The sequence below is a fragment of the Streptococcus mitis genome (assembly GCF_023109105.1).
GTDB classification, from domain to species: domain Bacteria; phylum Bacillota; class Bacilli; order Lactobacillales; family Streptococcaceae; genus Streptococcus; species Streptococcus mitis_BW.
In genome coordinates, this window is the sequence record NZ_JALDTZ010000013.1 from 45,435 (window position 1) to 60,991 (window position 15,557).

19 protein-coding genes are annotated in these 15,557 nt (G+C 39.0%); 6 read left to right on the plus strand and 13 right to left on the minus strand.

Annotated elements, in window-relative coordinates:
- Window positions 1-97 precede the first annotated feature (97 nt).
- Together M1F37_RS08000 and M1F37_RS08005 are read left to right on the plus strand one after the other, a co-directional pair.
- Window positions 98-1,033, plus strand: coding sequence for a DHH family phosphoesterase (locus M1F37_RS08000; protein WP_247935394.1), 936 nt, complete (start codon window positions 98-100; stop codon window positions 1,031-1,033).
- A gap of 95 nt (window positions 1,034-1,128) precedes the next feature.
- A complete protein-coding gene (locus tag M1F37_RS08005) occupies window positions 1,129-1,371 on the plus strand; it encodes a type B 50S ribosomal protein L31 (protein ID WP_000710764.1) in 243 nt (80 codons plus the stop codon).
- Between the two features lie 117 nt (window positions 1,372-1,488).
- Here the strand turns inward: M1F37_RS08005 and M1F37_RS08010 are convergent, their stop codons facing one another.
- Window positions 1,489-2,823, minus strand: coding sequence for an Nramp family divalent metal transporter (locus M1F37_RS08010; RefSeq protein ID WP_247935395.1), 1,335 nt, complete (start codon window positions 2,821-2,823; stop codon window positions 1,489-1,491).
- A 420-nt stretch (window positions 2,824-3,243) separates the two neighbouring features.
- On the opposite strand from M1F37_RS08010, the gene M1F37_RS08015 reads away from it, so the two are divergent.
- Together M1F37_RS08015 and M1F37_RS08020 are read left to right on the plus strand one after the other, a co-directional pair.
- Window positions 3,244-3,528, plus strand: a complete 285-nt coding sequence (locus M1F37_RS08015) for a type II toxin-antitoxin system RelB/DinJ family antitoxin (protein WP_247935396.1) — start codon at window positions 3,244-3,246, stop codon at window positions 3,526-3,528.
- Window positions 3,518-3,877, plus strand: coding sequence for a type II toxin-antitoxin system RelE/ParE family toxin (locus tag M1F37_RS08020; protein ID WP_247935397.1), 360 nt, complete (start codon window positions 3,518-3,520; stop codon window positions 3,875-3,877). The genes M1F37_RS08015 and M1F37_RS08020 overlap by 11 nt, the downstream gene beginning before the upstream one ends.
- A gap of 116 nt (window positions 3,878-3,993) precedes the next feature.
- Here M1F37_RS08020 and tatA read toward each other — a convergent pair whose 3' ends face one another.
- From tatA to efeO, 5 genes are read right to left on the minus strand one after another with little or no spacing between them, the layout of a single operon-like run.
- The gene (gene tatA / locus M1F37_RS08025; protein WP_247935398.1) at window positions 3,994-4,164 is read right to left on the minus strand and encodes a twin-arginine translocase TatA/TatE family subunit; all 171 of its coding nucleotides are present in this window, start codon (window positions 4,162-4,164) and stop codon (window positions 3,994-3,996) included.
- Complete coding sequence (tatC, locus tag M1F37_RS08030; RefSeq protein ID WP_247935399.1) at window positions 4,148-4,879, minus strand: twin-arginine translocase subunit TatC; 732 nt, start codon at window positions 4,877-4,879, stop codon at window positions 4,148-4,150. Before tatC ends, tatA begins: the two co-directional genes overlap by 17 nt.
- Window positions 4,880-6,568 (minus strand): FTR1 family protein, encoded by a 1,689-nt coding sequence (locus tag M1F37_RS08035; protein WP_247935400.1) that lies wholly within the window; start codon window positions 6,566-6,568, stop codon window positions 4,880-4,882. It lies immediately after the preceding gene.
- The gene (gene efeB / locus M1F37_RS08040) at window positions 6,543-7,757 is read right to left on the minus strand and encodes an iron uptake transporter deferrochelatase/peroxidase subunit (RefSeq protein ID WP_247935401.1); all 1,215 of its coding nucleotides are present in this window, start codon (window positions 7,755-7,757) and stop codon (window positions 6,543-6,545) included. Before efeB ends, M1F37_RS08035 begins: the two co-directional genes overlap by 26 nt.
- 5 nt (window positions 7,758-7,762) lie before the next feature.
- Window positions 7,763-8,635: an iron uptake system protein EfeO gene (gene efeO, locus M1F37_RS08045; protein ID WP_247935402.1), complete on the minus strand. Its 873-nt coding sequence runs from the start codon at window positions 8,633-8,635 to the stop codon at window positions 7,763-7,765.
- 185 nt (window positions 8,636-8,820) lie between these two features.
- Between efeO and M1F37_RS08050 the strand changes: the two genes are divergently transcribed.
- Window positions 8,821-9,120: a YbaB/EbfC family nucleoid-associated protein gene (locus tag M1F37_RS08050; RefSeq protein WP_000981526.1), complete on the plus strand. Its 300-nt coding sequence runs from the start codon at window positions 8,821-8,823 to the stop codon at window positions 9,118-9,120.
- A 72-nt stretch (window positions 9,121-9,192) separates the two neighbouring features.
- Here M1F37_RS08050 and M1F37_RS08055 read toward each other — a convergent pair whose 3' ends face one another.
- Together M1F37_RS08055 and M1F37_RS08060 are read right to left on the minus strand one after the other, a co-directional pair.
- A complete protein-coding gene (locus M1F37_RS08055) occupies window positions 9,193-10,956 on the minus strand; it encodes a glycerophosphoryl diester phosphodiesterase membrane domain-containing protein (RefSeq protein ID WP_247935403.1) in 1,764 nt (587 codons plus the stop codon).
- A gap of 8 nt (window positions 10,957-10,964) precedes the next feature.
- Entirely contained in the window at window positions 10,965-11,555 is a 591-nt protein-coding gene (locus M1F37_RS08060; protein WP_247935404.1) for a 3'-5' exonuclease, read from the minus strand.
- A gap of 55 nt (window positions 11,556-11,610) precedes the next feature.
- On the opposite strand from M1F37_RS08060, the gene M1F37_RS08065 reads away from it, so the two are divergent.
- On the plus strand, window positions 11,611-11,790 hold the full coding sequence (locus M1F37_RS08065; RefSeq protein ID WP_247935405.1) for a hypothetical protein: 180 nt from the start codon (window positions 11,611-11,613) through the stop codon (window positions 11,788-11,790).
- Window positions 11,791-11,860: 70 nt separating this feature from the next.
- On the opposite strand, the gene rocS is transcribed toward M1F37_RS08065, so the two are convergent.
- The 5 genes from rocS to glmU form a co-directional block, all read right to left on the minus strand.
- Window positions 11,861-12,352, minus strand: coding sequence for a chromosome segregation protein RocS (rocS, locus tag M1F37_RS08070; protein ID WP_000021242.1), 492 nt, complete (start codon window positions 12,350-12,352; stop codon window positions 11,861-11,863).
- Between the two features lie 76 nt (window positions 12,353-12,428).
- Window positions 12,429-13,121: a 5'-methylthioadenosine/adenosylhomocysteine nucleosidase gene (locus M1F37_RS08075; protein ID WP_247935406.1), complete on the minus strand. Its 693-nt coding sequence runs from the start codon at window positions 13,119-13,121 to the stop codon at window positions 12,429-12,431.
- Window positions 13,122-13,137: 16 nt separating this feature from the next.
- Window positions 13,138-13,449: a cell wall synthase accessory phosphoprotein MacP gene (gene macP / locus M1F37_RS08080; RefSeq protein WP_247935407.1), complete on the minus strand. Its 312-nt coding sequence runs from the start codon at window positions 13,447-13,449 to the stop codon at window positions 13,138-13,140.
- An 11-nt stretch (window positions 13,450-13,460) separates the two neighbouring features.
- A complete protein-coding gene (locus tag M1F37_RS08085; RefSeq protein ID WP_247935408.1) occupies window positions 13,461-14,006 on the minus strand; it encodes an NUDIX hydrolase in 546 nt (181 codons plus the stop codon).
- Window positions 14,007-14,015: 9 nt separating this feature from the next.
- Window positions 14,016-15,395 (minus strand): bifunctional UDP-N-acetylglucosamine diphosphorylase/glucosamine-1-phosphate N-acetyltransferase GlmU, encoded by a 1,380-nt coding sequence (gene glmU / locus M1F37_RS08090; protein WP_247935409.1) that lies wholly within the window; start codon window positions 15,393-15,395, stop codon window positions 14,016-14,018.
- Window positions 15,396-15,557: the final 162 nt, after the last annotated feature.

Here is a 15,557-nt window from a genome sequence, read left to right on the forward strand (position 1 = left end):
CTCCTCAATTTATCTTTCTCCATTATATCACATCTTTTTCATTTTAAAAATAAAAATTCTTGTGCTACAATGAAATGAGAAAGAATTGAGGTTATTTATGGAAATTTGCCATCAAATTTTAGAAAAAATCAAAGAATACGACACGATTATCATTCATCGTCATATGAAACCAGACCCTGATGCCTTGGGAAGTCAGGTGGGATTGAAAGCTTTGCTGGAACATCATTTCCCAGAAAAAATCATCAAAGCCGTTGGTTTTGATGAACCAACTCTTACTTGGATGGCTGAGATGGATCTTGTTGAAGATAGTACCTACCAAGGCGCCCTTGTTATCGTCTGTGATACGGCGAATACTGCTCGTATCGATGATAAGCGCTATAGTCAAGGTGATTTTCTCATTAAGATTGACCACCATCCAAATGATGATGTATATGGTGACCTATCTTGGGTGGACACTAGTTCAAGTAGCGCTAGTGAGATGATTACCCTATTTGCTGAAACTACCCAACTGGCCTTGTCAGATCGAGCTGCTGAGTTGCTCTTTGCAGGAATCGTTGGTGATACAGGTCGTTTCCTCTACCCTTCTACCACTGCACGGACCCTCCGTCTGGCTGCCTATCTGAGAGAGCATAACTTTGACTTTGCGGCTCTCACTCGTAAAATGGACACTATGAGCTACAAAATCGCTAAACTTCAAGGCTACATCTACGACCATCTGGAAGTTGATGAAAATGGTGCAGCGCGCGTTATCCTGAGTCAAGAAATCTTGAAACAATTCGATGTCACCGATGCTGAAACTGCAGCCATTGTCGGTGCTCCTGGACGCATTGATAGTGTCAGTCTCTGGGGAATTTTTGTGGAGCAGGCTGATGGCCACTACCGCGTTCGCTTACGCAGTAAAATTCATCCTATCAATGAAATCGCCAAGGAACATAATGGCGGAGGCCACCCTCTAGCAAGCGGTGCCAATTCCTATAGCCTGGAAGAAAACGAAATCATCTACCAAAAGTTAAAAAACTTGCTTAAAAACTGATAAAATACTTGCCAAACTTTTCAGAATCTGATAGACTAGTATGGTAACAATCTATGGCTCGCAAAGAGACCATGGCAGAAAGGAAATATTGCAAAATGAAAAAAGATATCCATCCAGAATATCGCCCAGTTGTCTTCATGGACACAACTACTGGTTACCAATTCCTTAGCGGTTCAACAAAACGCTCTAACGAAACAGTTGAGTTCGAAGGCGAAACTTACCCATTGATCCGTGTTGAAATTTCATCAGACTCACACCCATTCTACACTGGACGTCAAAAGTTCACTCAAGCAGATGGACGCGTGGATCGTTTCAACAAAAAATACGGTCTCAAATAATGATAAAAAAAGAACAGCTTCGACTGTTCTTTTTTGTTTCTTATTTTCATAAACCAACCGCTACTATTATTTCTTTATCAATCCTCAAGCTGATGCCGAGACCTGATTTAAACAAGTTTAAAAAATATCGAAAAGAAGTTTGATATTGAGAATGGTTAAGATAATGGAAACTGCGTAACCTAGGATTGTGTTCCACTTGGCATTGGTAAATTCTCCCATTAGCGACTTCTTAGATGTCAAATAAATTAGGGGGAAAATTGAGAATGGAAGAGCGATTGAAAGAAAAACCTGTGAATAGACCAATAACTGATCCAAGGTTTTTTCTTGATGTCCAAACAAGACGGCGACTATAATCACAGGGAGCAAGGCAAAAATACGTGTCCCGATACGGATAATCCACTGAGGTAATTTCAGATGCAAGAAATCTTCCATAACAATCTGACCTGTCAAGGTGCCTGTGATGGTAGAATTCTGTCCGCTTGCTAAGAGGGCCAGAGCAAATAAAGTTGACAGAGTTGAGCTAGCTATCGCTCCTGCTATTGTCGAATCCTGTAAAGCATGGTACATTTGAGAAAAGGCCGAAATTTCAGATGCATGACCAAAAAAGAGGGATGCCCCTAAAATAAGAAGCAAGGAATTGACAACAAAGGCTAAGGACAACTGAAGATTTGAATCCCAGGTCATAAAGCGCACTGCTTTTCGCACGTCCTTCTTATCTTTGTGGTTAATTTTTCTTGTTTGTGATAGGGATGAATGAAGATAGAGATTATGAGGCATGACTGTCGCTCCTACAATCCCTAAAGCTAAGGTTAATTGACTCTCATGTCCCTGCAGGGGACTTTCAAATAAAGTCGAAGTCGGTAAATAACCACTAAAGATCCCCTGAATACTTGGATTGGATAGAGCCACCAGATAGGTAAAGATAGCTAATATGGTTAAAATAAGGGTCGTAACGATAGCTTCAATCTTCTTGAACCCAAATTTCATCAACAAAAGCAAAAGAAATACATCTAAAACGGTTAGGAGGATAGCGACCATAATCGGTATTTTAAACAAAAGATTTAAGGCAATCGCTGAACCTAAAACCTCAGCCAAGTCTGTCGCCATTAAAGCTAATTCTAAAATCACCCACAGACTATAGCGAAGCCACTTGGGAGCATGATGAGCTGTTGCCTGTGCTAGGTCCATCCTAGTCACGATACCGAGCCTTCCAGCCATCTGTTGTAGTTGCATGGCAATGATGGAGGAAATCAAAATAATAAATAAGAGACTATACTTGTAGGAAGCACCACCAACCACGCTGGTGATCCAGTTTCCTGGATCCATGTAGCCAACTGCCACAAGTGCACCAGGTCCTAAGAATGCTTTTAGATTTTGCCAAAAATGATTGTTATTTGGAGTCTCAATAGATTGATTGATCTCAGAAAGAGAGACCTTTTTGTAAGAAGACATAGGAATATTCACTTTCTAATCTTGTCTTTACATATTTTCTTAATGGAGTCTTTGAAAAAATGATGAAAATAGTTTTCTATTTCCAATTCTGCCTTATTATATCACATTTTAGAGTGATTTTTGAGGGAAGAACTGACGGTTGAAGAAACTGCATTTGTATAGTAAAATGTAATTGTTCCATATGATGCTTTCTAATGATGGTTTGATCGCTTTTCATTATAGATTTTATGGGACTTTTTTCTACAACAAAATAGGCTCCATAATATCCATAGGGGATTTACCCACTACAAATATTATAGAGACAAAAAACTTTGCACTCTAGTTAGCTACGCGAGGGTTTTCAGAGTACAAAGTTTTTTCTTGCTTAAAAAGTATAAAAGATATATACTGGCTATATATAGTATAGATTGGAGATATGCCATGACTACATCACTTACTAAGCAATACAATTTTAAAATCAATGAGTCATCAATGGAAAAAGCTAGAGCTATCATTAAGGAAAAAGGAATGACTATGACTGATGCTGTTAGTCTTTTTATCGAGCAGATTGTTCTCGAACAGGATTTACCAATAAAAACCGCAGAAGATTTACATCGTGAGCGATTGATTCAAGAACTACAAGCCCAATCTGAACGCGCCTTAAGAGAATACGAATCCGGACAAGGAACTTCCCTAGACAATATGAGGCTACGATATGACTTATAAAGTGATTCTATCTACTGAAGTGAGTCAGGCAATTGACAGTATTCATGACTACATCACTACTGTTCTTTTATTATCTCAGTCTGCAAAAAATACTGTGGTTAAAATTTTAGACGGCTTAAAAAGTTTAGAAACCTTTCCTGAAGCTGGCTTTGATGCAGATGAAAAAATCGGACTAAAAATCAACAGTAAGTACCCAACAAGAGGAAAAATTATCGGGCAATATATCTTGCTTTACTTTATCGACCAAACACAAGGAACTATTTTTATTTCTCACTTATTCCACACCAAAAGTGACTATATTACCTTACTACAAAGCAAAAATAATAAAAACTCAAAATCATCATTTTAATGTCATACTTTAGATTCATAAAGAATACAGTCTTCATTTTAACTAAAAAAGCAAAAACTTTGCACTCTAGCTACACAATGGTTTCTAGAGTACAAAGTTTTTTTATTAGACAAGTCTTACCCTTCCTTATCTTGATTTTCAGTTCCTTTAACTGCTTTTTTAAATTCAGATAGCATTTTACCGATTGACTCACCTAATTCAGGCAATCGTTTTGGTCCAAAAATCAAGAGAGCTCCTAAAACGATGATAATCAATCCTGGTGCTCCGATATCACGTAAGATTCCCATTTCTCTCTCCTTTCTGCTTGCGTTTTATAATGTGTTTGCTGATAGCAATACTCAATTCATAGAGTAAGATCAAGGGAACAGTCATTGCCAAATCGCTGACAAAGTCGGCTGGTGTCAAAATGACTGCAAGTACCAATAAGATAAAATAAGCGTATCGGCGATAAGCAATCAATAATTCTGGTCCAATGAGTCCAATCGACGTCAAAAAGGCAATGATAACCGGCAATTCAAAAATCAATGCCAAGGGCAAGGTCGTTTGAAAAACAAAGGACAGGTAATTTTGGGCTGTTAACTGCGTTTCAAATAATCCTTCTCCCAATCCTAATAAAACCTGAAGTATAGCTGGTGTTACAAAGTAAAAACCAAAAGCCAGTCCAACTAGAAAACAAAGGAAACTAGCTGGAATATAGGCAAAAATCGCTCTAGCCTCTTCCTTCTTTAAACCAGGTTTGATGAAAGACCAAATATGATAAACTGTGTAAGGTAAGGTGATGGTAAAGGCCATCAGACTAGACAAACGAATGTAAATCCATAAAATATCATTAGGTCCTAAAACAATCAACTTTTGCTGAAAAGATTGGGTCACATACTGGTAAATCTGGTCTGCAAAAAGCAGAGAGACACAGAATACCAAAAAGAAACAAATAACTACAGCCAATAATCTCTTTCTAAATTCTACCAGATGTTCAACGATTGTCAATTCTTTTCTATCCATTTATTCTTCACCCTGTCTAAAAGTGACAATCAAGACAATAACCACAAAGATTAGCTGGCTGGCCAAGCCTTCCCAACTTGGATAAATTCCAAGAAGGTCGATTGTTGGAAATCCTGTCAGCAGGTGGTTAGGTGCCATATTGGTCAACTGAAGAGCGTGGACACTAACTCCCAGCATCTTGAAGGCTAGAGCATAAATCATCCAAGTCAGGATAAAGAAGACTTTATGTGGCAGGAAGAATTGACTGGCCTTGTTCATCACGATGGCAATAATTACAAGAACAAGCAAGGCAAGTGAAATTCCCAAGACAAATTCAAAGATAGAAATTCTTGGTAAAATCCCAACATAAAAGAGAATGGTTTCTGCTCCCTCACGGAAAACAGCTAGAAAACTGAGGGCAAACATGGAAATAAAGGAACCTGTCTTGGTCACTGTTTCCATTTGTGACTCCATAAAGGCATTCCATTTTTTGACTGAAGATTTGCTGTGGAGCCAGATTCCAATCAAAATCATCATAGCTACCGCAAAAATCCCAACTGCTCCTTCGATAATTTCACGATTGGAACCTGATGTCACTGCTGGAAAAGCAATTTGCAGAATGAAAGCAATAAAAATACTGGCCATGATTCCAGTGATAGCACCACCATAAACCCACTTGAGTCCTTTTCGCATCTTGGCTGCTTTCAAGGTAGTTACCAAGGCCATAACGATTAAGAGGGCTTCTACACCTTCTCTTAGAAGAATTAGCATGGCATCAAAGGTATTGTAACGTGCGCTGGTATCAATTTGGGATAAATCTGCAATCAGTTTTTCTAATTTTTCTTGGTATTCATTCTCACTTCCCTTGACCATAATCACAGGGCTCTCGCTTTCCACTCGAGTATAGAGGGAAGGATTGGTCGTGCTAACAGAACCTTCAATCGTTGGCCAAATAGTGATAAATTCCTTCATACTAGCAGCTCCTGATGCTTGGTCATCAGCTTGAAATTGTTCCAAAGCCTTTTTCAAAAGGGCAATCCCATCTTTAAGGCTCAAATCAGAAGATGTTGCTGCAACTTCTTTTCCAGCTACAAAATCATCAATAGCCTTTTTTAAGTCCTCAAAGGAAGTTTGGATGGAGTTAAAATCCGTAGGCTCGGTTTCCATGCTACTACGCAGGAAGGAAATGGCAGTTTCAACACGTCCATAATGGGCCGTACTATTGTCACGGACCACACTTTCATTGATGGTCCAAGTGGAATTCATTTTCTTAAAGGCTCCTCGAACCTTGTCCAAATCTTTGGAGGTAATGGCCTGTTCTAGCGCTTCAAAACGAGGAATTAGACGGTTGACCAATTTTTCTTTTTCCGCATCTAGGTCAACAGGATTTCGTTCTTTTTCAAAAGCTAATAGAGCTGCAGAAATTTCAGTAAGTTTGTCTTCAGTAATCTCGCCTGATTGAGCTAACTTTTTCTTGACAACCTTACCAGCATCAGAATCACTGTCTTCTACTCTTACGAAATCTGTTGCCATCTCCGTAACGAGTTTCTGGGCCTCAGACTGATTGCCATTTTTGACCGCTTTGGACGCATCAGTGATTTTCACAAAGTAAGAACTCAAGCTTTCTTGGGCACCTACTGGGGAAAGAATTAAAAGTGACAAGGCTAAAACCAAGAACCAGCTTCTAGCCCTCCAATAATTTCTGACCAATGTAGCCTCCTTTCTCTACACCACCAAAGCAAGCAAAGAGTCCACTACCAATGTGAGTGATGTATTCATTCATCTTATCAGTAGCACCTAGATTGGTTTGAACCTTGACAAAGTTATCAGGATCCTTCTGGAAAGAAATGAAGAGCAAACCTGTATCAAACTGGCCAGTTTTTTCATCAATTCCATCTGAGTAAGAATAAGAACGACGCAAAAGTGGCTTATCCACTTCCTTGGCCAAACGAACATGCGAATCATCAGGCAAAAGACTCAAATCAACTTCATCAAATTCATTTTTCTTACCAAAGGGGGCACCACTTTCCTTGTAACGACCAAAGGTATTTTCTTGTTCTTCGAGACTAGTGCGGTCCCAGGTCTCTAAAAACATCTGAATCCGACGAACTGCCATATAAGATCCATTTTCCATCCAGTCCTTACTATCAGCCCAGATAACGCGGTCAAAGTCTTTCTCCTTGGTTGGATTTGCTGTTCCATCTTTAAAACCAAAGAGGTTACGCGGAGTCTCCATTCGATCTCCGATAGCTGCAAAACCAGACTGACTCCAACGAAGGGTCACCGCATTTCTGCCCTTACGGATAAGATTGCGAATAGCATGAAAGGCAATCTGCTCATCATCTGCACAGGCCTGGATGACAATATCCCCACCAGTATATTTTTCACGTAATTGCTCTTTAGGAAAAGGCGGTAAATCTCTGAAAACTTGAGGACGCTTGTTTTCCAAGTTCATCTTTTTCAAAAAACTGGCAGATACACCAAAAGTCAGCGTCAAACGATGAGGATTGAGTCCAACTGTTTCACCAGTATCGCTAGGAGGCAAGAGAGCATTCTGTCCATCTTTTTTAACTAGTTCCCCCTCGACCAACTTGGCACTATAATCCGTCCAATCCTTGAACAGCTGGATAATCTTATCCTTATCCGTCGTATGCAAGTCCAAGACAACAAAATAGATATTCTTTTGCATGGGCGTACTAATCCCAGCTTGATGCTTGCCATAAAATGCAATTTTTTCATTTCCGTACGAGATTTTTTCCTGACTTCCTAGCTTAGGTGCGAAAAAAGCAGAAGCACCAGAGAGTCCTAGCGCTAAACCAGCCCCTCCAATCCCTGCTTTTTTCAGAAATTCTCGACGGTCCATTTTCTTTTCAAAAAACTTTTCGTCTTTTTCAGTCATGATTCTTATTCTCCACTAAGAAATTTACCCATTTGTGACAGAGGCTCGCCTAGTTTTGTCACAGCTTCTGACAATTCTTTAGTATCTTCTTTTGTCAAATCAGTATAGAGTTTGTAGTGTTCCTTATCAGTCATGTGTTTGTCCAGCAAGCTATTAACAGATTTGAAATCTGCTTCCAATTCTTTAACTAGATTAGCGTCTGATTTTTCAAGTAAAGGTTTAAAGAGTTGGAAAATCTTCTCAGCTCCCTCGATATTGGCACGGAAGTCATACAAGTCTGTATGTGAGTAAATTTCCTCTTCACCTGTAATCTTGCTTGTTGCCACTTCGTTAAGCAAGTCAACAGCTCCAGTTAACATGACCTTGTAGTCCACATCCACAGTTGCAATCTTGGCTTTCAATTCCTTGATATCATTGACCAACTGATCACCGTAGCTTTCAGTTCCTTTTGTTGTATTGTCTTCCCAAAGGATACGCTCGATACGGTGGAAACCAGACCAACCTTCCTCTGTCTTGTTTTCGTCCATGTAGTCTGCCAAACGGAAGTCAATCTTGACATCTGACTCTCCAAAACTTTCGGCGATTGGTTCTGAACGCTCATAAGACATACGAATCAGTGGATAGACCTTCTTAGCTTCTTCTAGTTTTCCTTCTTTCAACAGTTTGACAAATCCTTCTGTATCTGTCAACAGTTTATCGATTTGCTCTTGCACAAAAATCTTATAGTCAGCAGTGGCCTTATCAAGCATTTTTTGCTTGTCTTCAGACAAGGCTGTCACCTTAGATGAATCACTTGTATTGCTTGGCTTAGATTGGTTAGTAGTACAAGCTGTCAATAGCAAGGCTGAAGATAAAAGGACAAAACCCAGTTTTTTCATTGTATACTCCTATTGGCTCAGGAAACCTGAATTCATTTTACGTTTCATTATACCATGGTTTCACTCATTTTTCAATAAATTGTCAGAAAATTTAATGTTTTAAATTTAAACTAATAATAGACTTTTTACTCTAAAATTGATAAAATAAAAAAGAAAATAATTGAAAAAGGAAACTGTAAATCACCATGATGAACATGCAAAACATGATGCGCCAAGCACAAAAACTTCAAAAACAAATGGAACAAAGCCAAGCTGAACTTGCTGCTATGCAATTTGTTGGCAAATCTGCTCAAGACCTTGTTCAAGCGACCTTAACAGGTGACAAAAAAGTTGTCAGCATTGACTTCAATCCAGCTGTTGTTGACCCAGAAGACCTTGAAACTCTTTCAGATATGACTGTTCAAGCCATCAACTCTGCTCTTGAACAAATCGATGAAACTACCAAGAAAAAACTGGGTGCTTTCGCTGGGAAATTGCCATTCTAAGCATAAGAAAAACAAGCATTCAAGAGAATACTTGCCTATCGTGGGAGGAACAACTGTTCCTCTTTTTGCTTACTAAAAATTAAAGAATTCCATAGCTTGTTTGAAAAGCAATTCAGTATACTCTGGATCTTCTTGAGCAATAGTAACCTGGTCTTGAATCAGTTCCAAGTCATCCGTTATCATGCCATCTGCTCCCAAATGAACAGATTTATCAAAGGACTCTGAACTATTGATAGTCCAAACGTACAATTTCTGATCGGTATTCCAAAGCTTGTTGACAAAATTTTCATCTAAGGTTGAATACTCCATAGTATAGCCTGTAGCCTTGGTTCTGGGAAAAATACTATTATAAGGTAGTATGAAATAGACTGGAATTTGAGAATCGTAGGCTAACACCTGGTCAATCACATGATAGTCCAAGGACTGCATTTGGTGACCATTCTGCTTAAGAACCGTTCCATATTTTTTCATAAAGCGTTTCATCATATCTGGGCTATCTTTTCGACTGGTTTTAATCTCAATAAGAAGCTTTTGATGCAATTCATTGGCTTTATTGAGATAGTCATCAAAACTAGACACCTTGCTATGATAACCATTTTCTGAAATATCGAGTTTGGTTAACTCCTCCAAGGTTAAATCTTGAGGATTAGCATTAACTCCCGTCAGATTCTTGATATTGGCATCATGCATCATGACAAACTGGCCATCTTTTGTTTCTTGTACATCCGTCTCAACAAAGTCTGGACTTAGTTGAGCTGTCTTTTCTAAAGATTGAACTGTATTTTGCACACCATTCTTATTAGATACTCCCCTGTGAGAGATGATTAAAGGTTTATTGGCAACTGGAGCTTCTAAATAAACATAACCCTCAAGAGCGAAAAAGATAGCGGCACAGCCCATCACTCCCCATCTCATCCAATGGTCTTTCTTTCTCCTTGGTGTGATTTCTAATTCTTCTCCTGTTAAGAAAGAAACAAACTTAATGAGAAAGTAAGTCAAGGCAATATAGTGGAAATTTTTAATCAAAACAAAGTTGATCATTCCCAGCACAAGAGATTCCTTATGGGTCAGACCATCCATCAATGCCTGACTTGCTAATATTGGAATCAATAAAAGAATGAAAAATAGGTAGGTTTTGACGACAATCCAAAGCAAGTTCCAAGTATAAAACCAGGAGTGCTTTCTTGTCTTCTCTAGACTGTATCTAACCGCCTCTTTCACTGTTTTCTTCTCAAATAAAAGCTGAGGTAGGGCAAACATCAAACGCACTGAAATATAAAACAGAAGTAAAGCCAAAATAGTAACTACTATACCTACTAGCCAATACTTGTCTTCCACATAATCAACGATGAAGTCTGGTATAACAATTTTATTAAGGTAGTAAATCTTTAAAATCTTTCGAATCAACGGAAAGAGCATCATGATATAAAAGAAAATAAAGGCTATCTTGGAAATCGTCACTTGCCTCATAAATAAGAAACTTTGGCGAAAGACCTTGCGACTATACTCCAGCAATGTCCTCTTTTCATGATAGAGGAGGTGCCGAGCACCAATAAAGAGAAGTCCTATCTGGTAATAAGCGACCAATAAATTAACAATTACCAGAACAAATAAAGCAAGACTAACAAAGGGAGAACCCTTTATAATAGCAAAAATATTGTTGTAGGAAAGAAAGAGATAACCTGTCTGACGGAGCAAAAGTCCAGCAATCCAAGAATTTGATGGTAACCAGACAAACTCAATCATCATGAAAGTCAAAAAGAAAAGAAAGAGTATTTTATCTAGATTAAAGTATATCTGCTTAAAACCTAGATTTTTAGGTTTTTGAGGTTTCATAGGTACTCCTAGTCAAATAATTGAGACAAGTCCAAGCCTCCAAAAGGATTATTTGCTAGGCTACTTTCTGTTCCTAACAATTCTCTAGCTTGATCTGACTCTAAAAAAGACTCGTAAACACGCGCCGTCATACGAGCATCCTCTAAGCTATTATGAGACTGACCTTGAAATCCAAGAAACGAGGCAACAGTTTGCAACTTGAGATTGGCAATACCATGTAAATCTGAACTCCGACGTTCAAAAGCTTCATCATACAAATCCACCTTGTACTGCTGGCTATAGTCTAAACCATGCTCTGCTAGAATAGGCAAATCACTTTTAGCAGCATTGTATCCAACCATCGGCAAAGAACCTACAAAAGCTTGGAATTCTTTTATAACCTCCTCCACTGGGGGAGCATCTTTTAAGGTCTCATCTGTAATCCCTGTCAAACCATTGATAAAGCTTTTTAAGGGAACACTGGTATGAACATAGGAATCATAGGCATCGATTTCCTGACCATCTCTAAAACGCACTGCAGATACTTGAATCAGGTGTGTTTGTCCTTCGTGCTGATTAAATTCTAAGTCAAAAGCAATGTAATCTTCTAATCGTTCCATTTTATACCTCTCCTCTACTGTTATTTTACTTGAACAACTATACTATTTATACTCAATGAAAATCAAAAAGCAAACTAAGAATCTAGCCGCAGGTTGCTCAAAGCACTGCTTTGAGGTTGTAGATAAGACTGACGAAGTCAGCTCAAAACACTGTTTTGAGGTTGTGGATAAGACTGACGAAGTCAGTTACATATACCTAAGATACCTACGGCAAGGTGAAGCTGACGTGGTTTGAAGAGATCTTCGAAGAGTATTAGAAACAAAAGAAGCCATCAGGTTAAGCATTAACCTAAACAGCTCCTTGATTATCCTCCAAATAAACGAGCAAAAAAGCCTTTCTTAGTGGATTGGACTTCTTCTTTTGCTTGGTCCAGCTCTAGCTTAAGATTTTCTTGATCCTTCATGGCTTGAAGAGTCAATTGTTGCTGCTGATCTAGTTGTTTGTCTTTCTCAGCAATCTGACGGTCTTTGATACGCATCTGCTCGTCTTTTTCTGATAACTGACGATCTTTTGCTTTTAATTGTTCATAAAGGCGGAGAATTTCTGCATTCTTCTCATCGACCAGAATCTCCATCAGTTCACGTTGCTTGACATCTTCACTGACAGGCTCATCTTCAAAAATCGTTTTTTTATAGATTTCTTCTAGCTTAATTAAGCCACTTCTGGTAACTACTGTTACCCCTTTGTCATTTTTATCTGTGTCTTCTTCTGGTAATTCTTTGACACGGTTATTGATTGCTTGGCGAGATAATCCTAAGACCTCTGCAATCTCACTGACGGTCATTTCAATACTCATAATATCCTCTGAAACGTTTTCTAGCTTTTCTTTACTTAAATCTTATCATAAGCTAGAAAAACTGTCAAATTTTCGCTTAATCTAAGGCCTTCAAAAAGGCTAATAAGACTTGGGCAGAGCGACGTCCAGCTTCGATAATAAACTCATCAAAAGAGATGTTTGCTTCATGGTTAGCATTGTCACTCATAGCTCGGATGACTAAAACTGGAAGATTCAGAGCATGCGCTGCCTGAGCAATAGCTGCCCCCTCCATCTCAACAGCCAAAACATCCGGGAAATGAGATTTAATCGCTTCGATCTTGTCATTTCCTGCAACAAAACTATCTCCTGTAGCAATCAAACCAAGATGCCAGTTTTGATCCAATTGAGATAAACTCTCTTGGATTTTGGCAACAAAGGTTTTATCTGATTCGAAATAAAGCGGTTGTTGCGCCATTTGTCCATAAGCATAACCAAAAGCTGTGACATCCACATCATGATAAGCTAATTTGTCAGCAATCACAACATCCCCAACAGCAATACCTTCTGCTACTGCCCCAGCTGATCCCGTGTTAATCAAAGCATCCACCTGGAAATGATCAGCCAAAACCGCTACACTCATAGCAGACATGACCTTACCAATTCCACTTTCTACAAGAACGACTTCATGCGAGGCAATGCTTCCTGTATGATAGGTATTCCCCAAAACAACTTGCTCTTGGGCATTTTTTAGATGCTGGACCAGATAAGTCAGTTCTTCTGGCATTGCAGCAATAATTCCTATTTTCATTTCAATTCCTTTTCTATTACAACAGTTTCATTGCCAACACAAGCAAAATCAAGAGAAAGATGACTGCGAATAAGATTTTATTCAATTTAGAATTGAAGACATTTCTCTTGGTATTTTCAATGCGACGGCTTTTATGAATAGACGGTTCGACCTGAATCTTCAAGGTTTCCTGACTAAAGCCATGCCCCTTAGGATTGGCATAACCAAAACGGGAAGAAGAGGTTGGTAAAATCTTAGTCTCCTCATCATCTAGCAAAGGGGGACCCGAAATTTTTTCGCCTCTATTAGCTCTTTCGATTATTTCATCCGTTAATAAAGGTTTACCCATACTGACCTCCTCTATTTTTTGTGCAATTCCCAATACTGAATAGCCATAATTGTCTTGGCATCACAGATATGACCTGATTGGATTAATTTCTTAGCTTCTTCTAAGCTCACTTCAAGGACTTCTAAGGTTTCATCCTCATCCTGCGGACGCGGATTTTCCACCTTTGTCAAATCGCTTGCTAGGTATAGTTTTAACTTTTCATTACAAAAGCCAATGGCTGAATAAAAGTCATACAAGAGTTCTAACTTCCCTGTATAGGCTGTTTCTTCCTCTAATTCACGCAGGGCTGCTGCTACAGGGTCTGTATTTTCTCCTACTTCTAATTTTCCGGCTGGAATTTCGTAAGAGACAGCCTCGATAGCTTTACGGTACTGCTTGACCAAGATGAGTTTTTGCTCATCCGTTACAGCTAAAACACAGACAGCTCCATTGTGGAAAATCAAATCACGTTGGGCAACTCCCTTGCCTTCAGGTAATTCAACCTGATCTTGGACCAATTTAAATATTGGTCCTTGATAGATTTCTTTACGGCTAAGCGTTTTTTCTTCAAATTCCATGATAGGCTCCTACTGATTTTTAGGATGATGAGGAAGGCGTATTGCATATTCGTCTTTATTGACCTGACGTCCACGGCCAATAGCAATCGCATCCGCTGGCACATCTTTAGTAATAGTTGAACCAGCACCAACAAGAGAATTGTCACCAAGTTCTACTGGCGCAATAATGGTTGAATTTGAACCCACAAATACATTGTTACCAATAACTGTCTTGTATTTGTTTTTGCCGTCATAGTTGACTGTAATGGTTCCAGCACCGAAATTAACGTTGCTACCCACTTCACAGTTTCCAATATAAGTCAAATGACCAGCCTTGGTATTCTCGCCGATTGAAGAACCTTTCACCTCAACAAAGTTACCAATATGAACTTGGGCACCCAGACTTGAACTTGGACGAATATGGGCATAAGGACCGACTGTCACACCATCTGCAACACTGCTTTCCTCAATCATAGAATTGGTAATGATAGCTCCTGCTCCGATAATGCTATCCACTACATAAGTACCGTTTGTCAAAACAGTCTCAGCACCAATTTTCGTTTGCCCTTTCAAGGTAACATTGGCTTCGATTTGAACTTCCGAAGCAATCTCAACATCAATATCGATATAAGTTGCTTCTGGATTGACAAAGCTAACACCATTGACCATGTGTTGATGATTGATGCGACGGCGCATAACTGACTCAGCTGTCGCAAGAGCCACACGGTCATTTACCCCAAGACTCTCATCAAAATCTTTCAAAGTATAAGCGCCAACTTTTTCACCAGCTTCACGGAAAATGCCAATAACATCTGTAATATAGTATTCTCCTTGAGCATTGTTGGTATTAATATTTTTCAAAGCCTCAAACAAACGCTCGTTGTCAAAGACGTAAGTTCCAGTGTTGATTTCCTTGATTTGCTTTTCAAAGTCTGTAGCATCCTTCTGCTCAACAATGCGAAGAACCTCTGCATTGTCATTACGTACAATTCGTCCATAGCCAAAAGGATTATCCGTTTCAGCAGTCAAGATAGTCGCCACATTTTTATGATTAATGTGGAAATCAATCAAGTTTTTCAAGCTTTCACCTGTGATTAAAGGAGTATCCCCTGCGATGACCAAGGTGTGACCTGACAAATCTTCTAAGATAGGCTCAGTCATCATAACTGCATGACCTGTCCCCAACTGTTCAGATTGAGTCACAAATTCTGTCTGTCCAGCCAAGACTTCCTCAACCAATTCCGCCTTGTGTCCTACAACTGTAACTGTCTTTTCAGGTTGAATAGCTCCCACACTACGGAAAACATGTTCCAACATAGAAATACCCGCAACCTTGTGCAAAACTTTTGGCAAATCAGATTTCATGCGAGTCCCTTTACCCGCTGCTAAAATAATGGCATAATTTGACATAATCTTCTCTTTTCTCTAGAAATTCCCTTTTATTATACCATATTTCAAATCATTCCGCGCTCTTGAATGAAAAAATGCTCTAAAGGCTAAATTCCCAAACTAAGTTCCATCGCTAATTCAAGTGGAAGTTAGTCTGATAAAAACCCTAAAAACCAGTGGCAA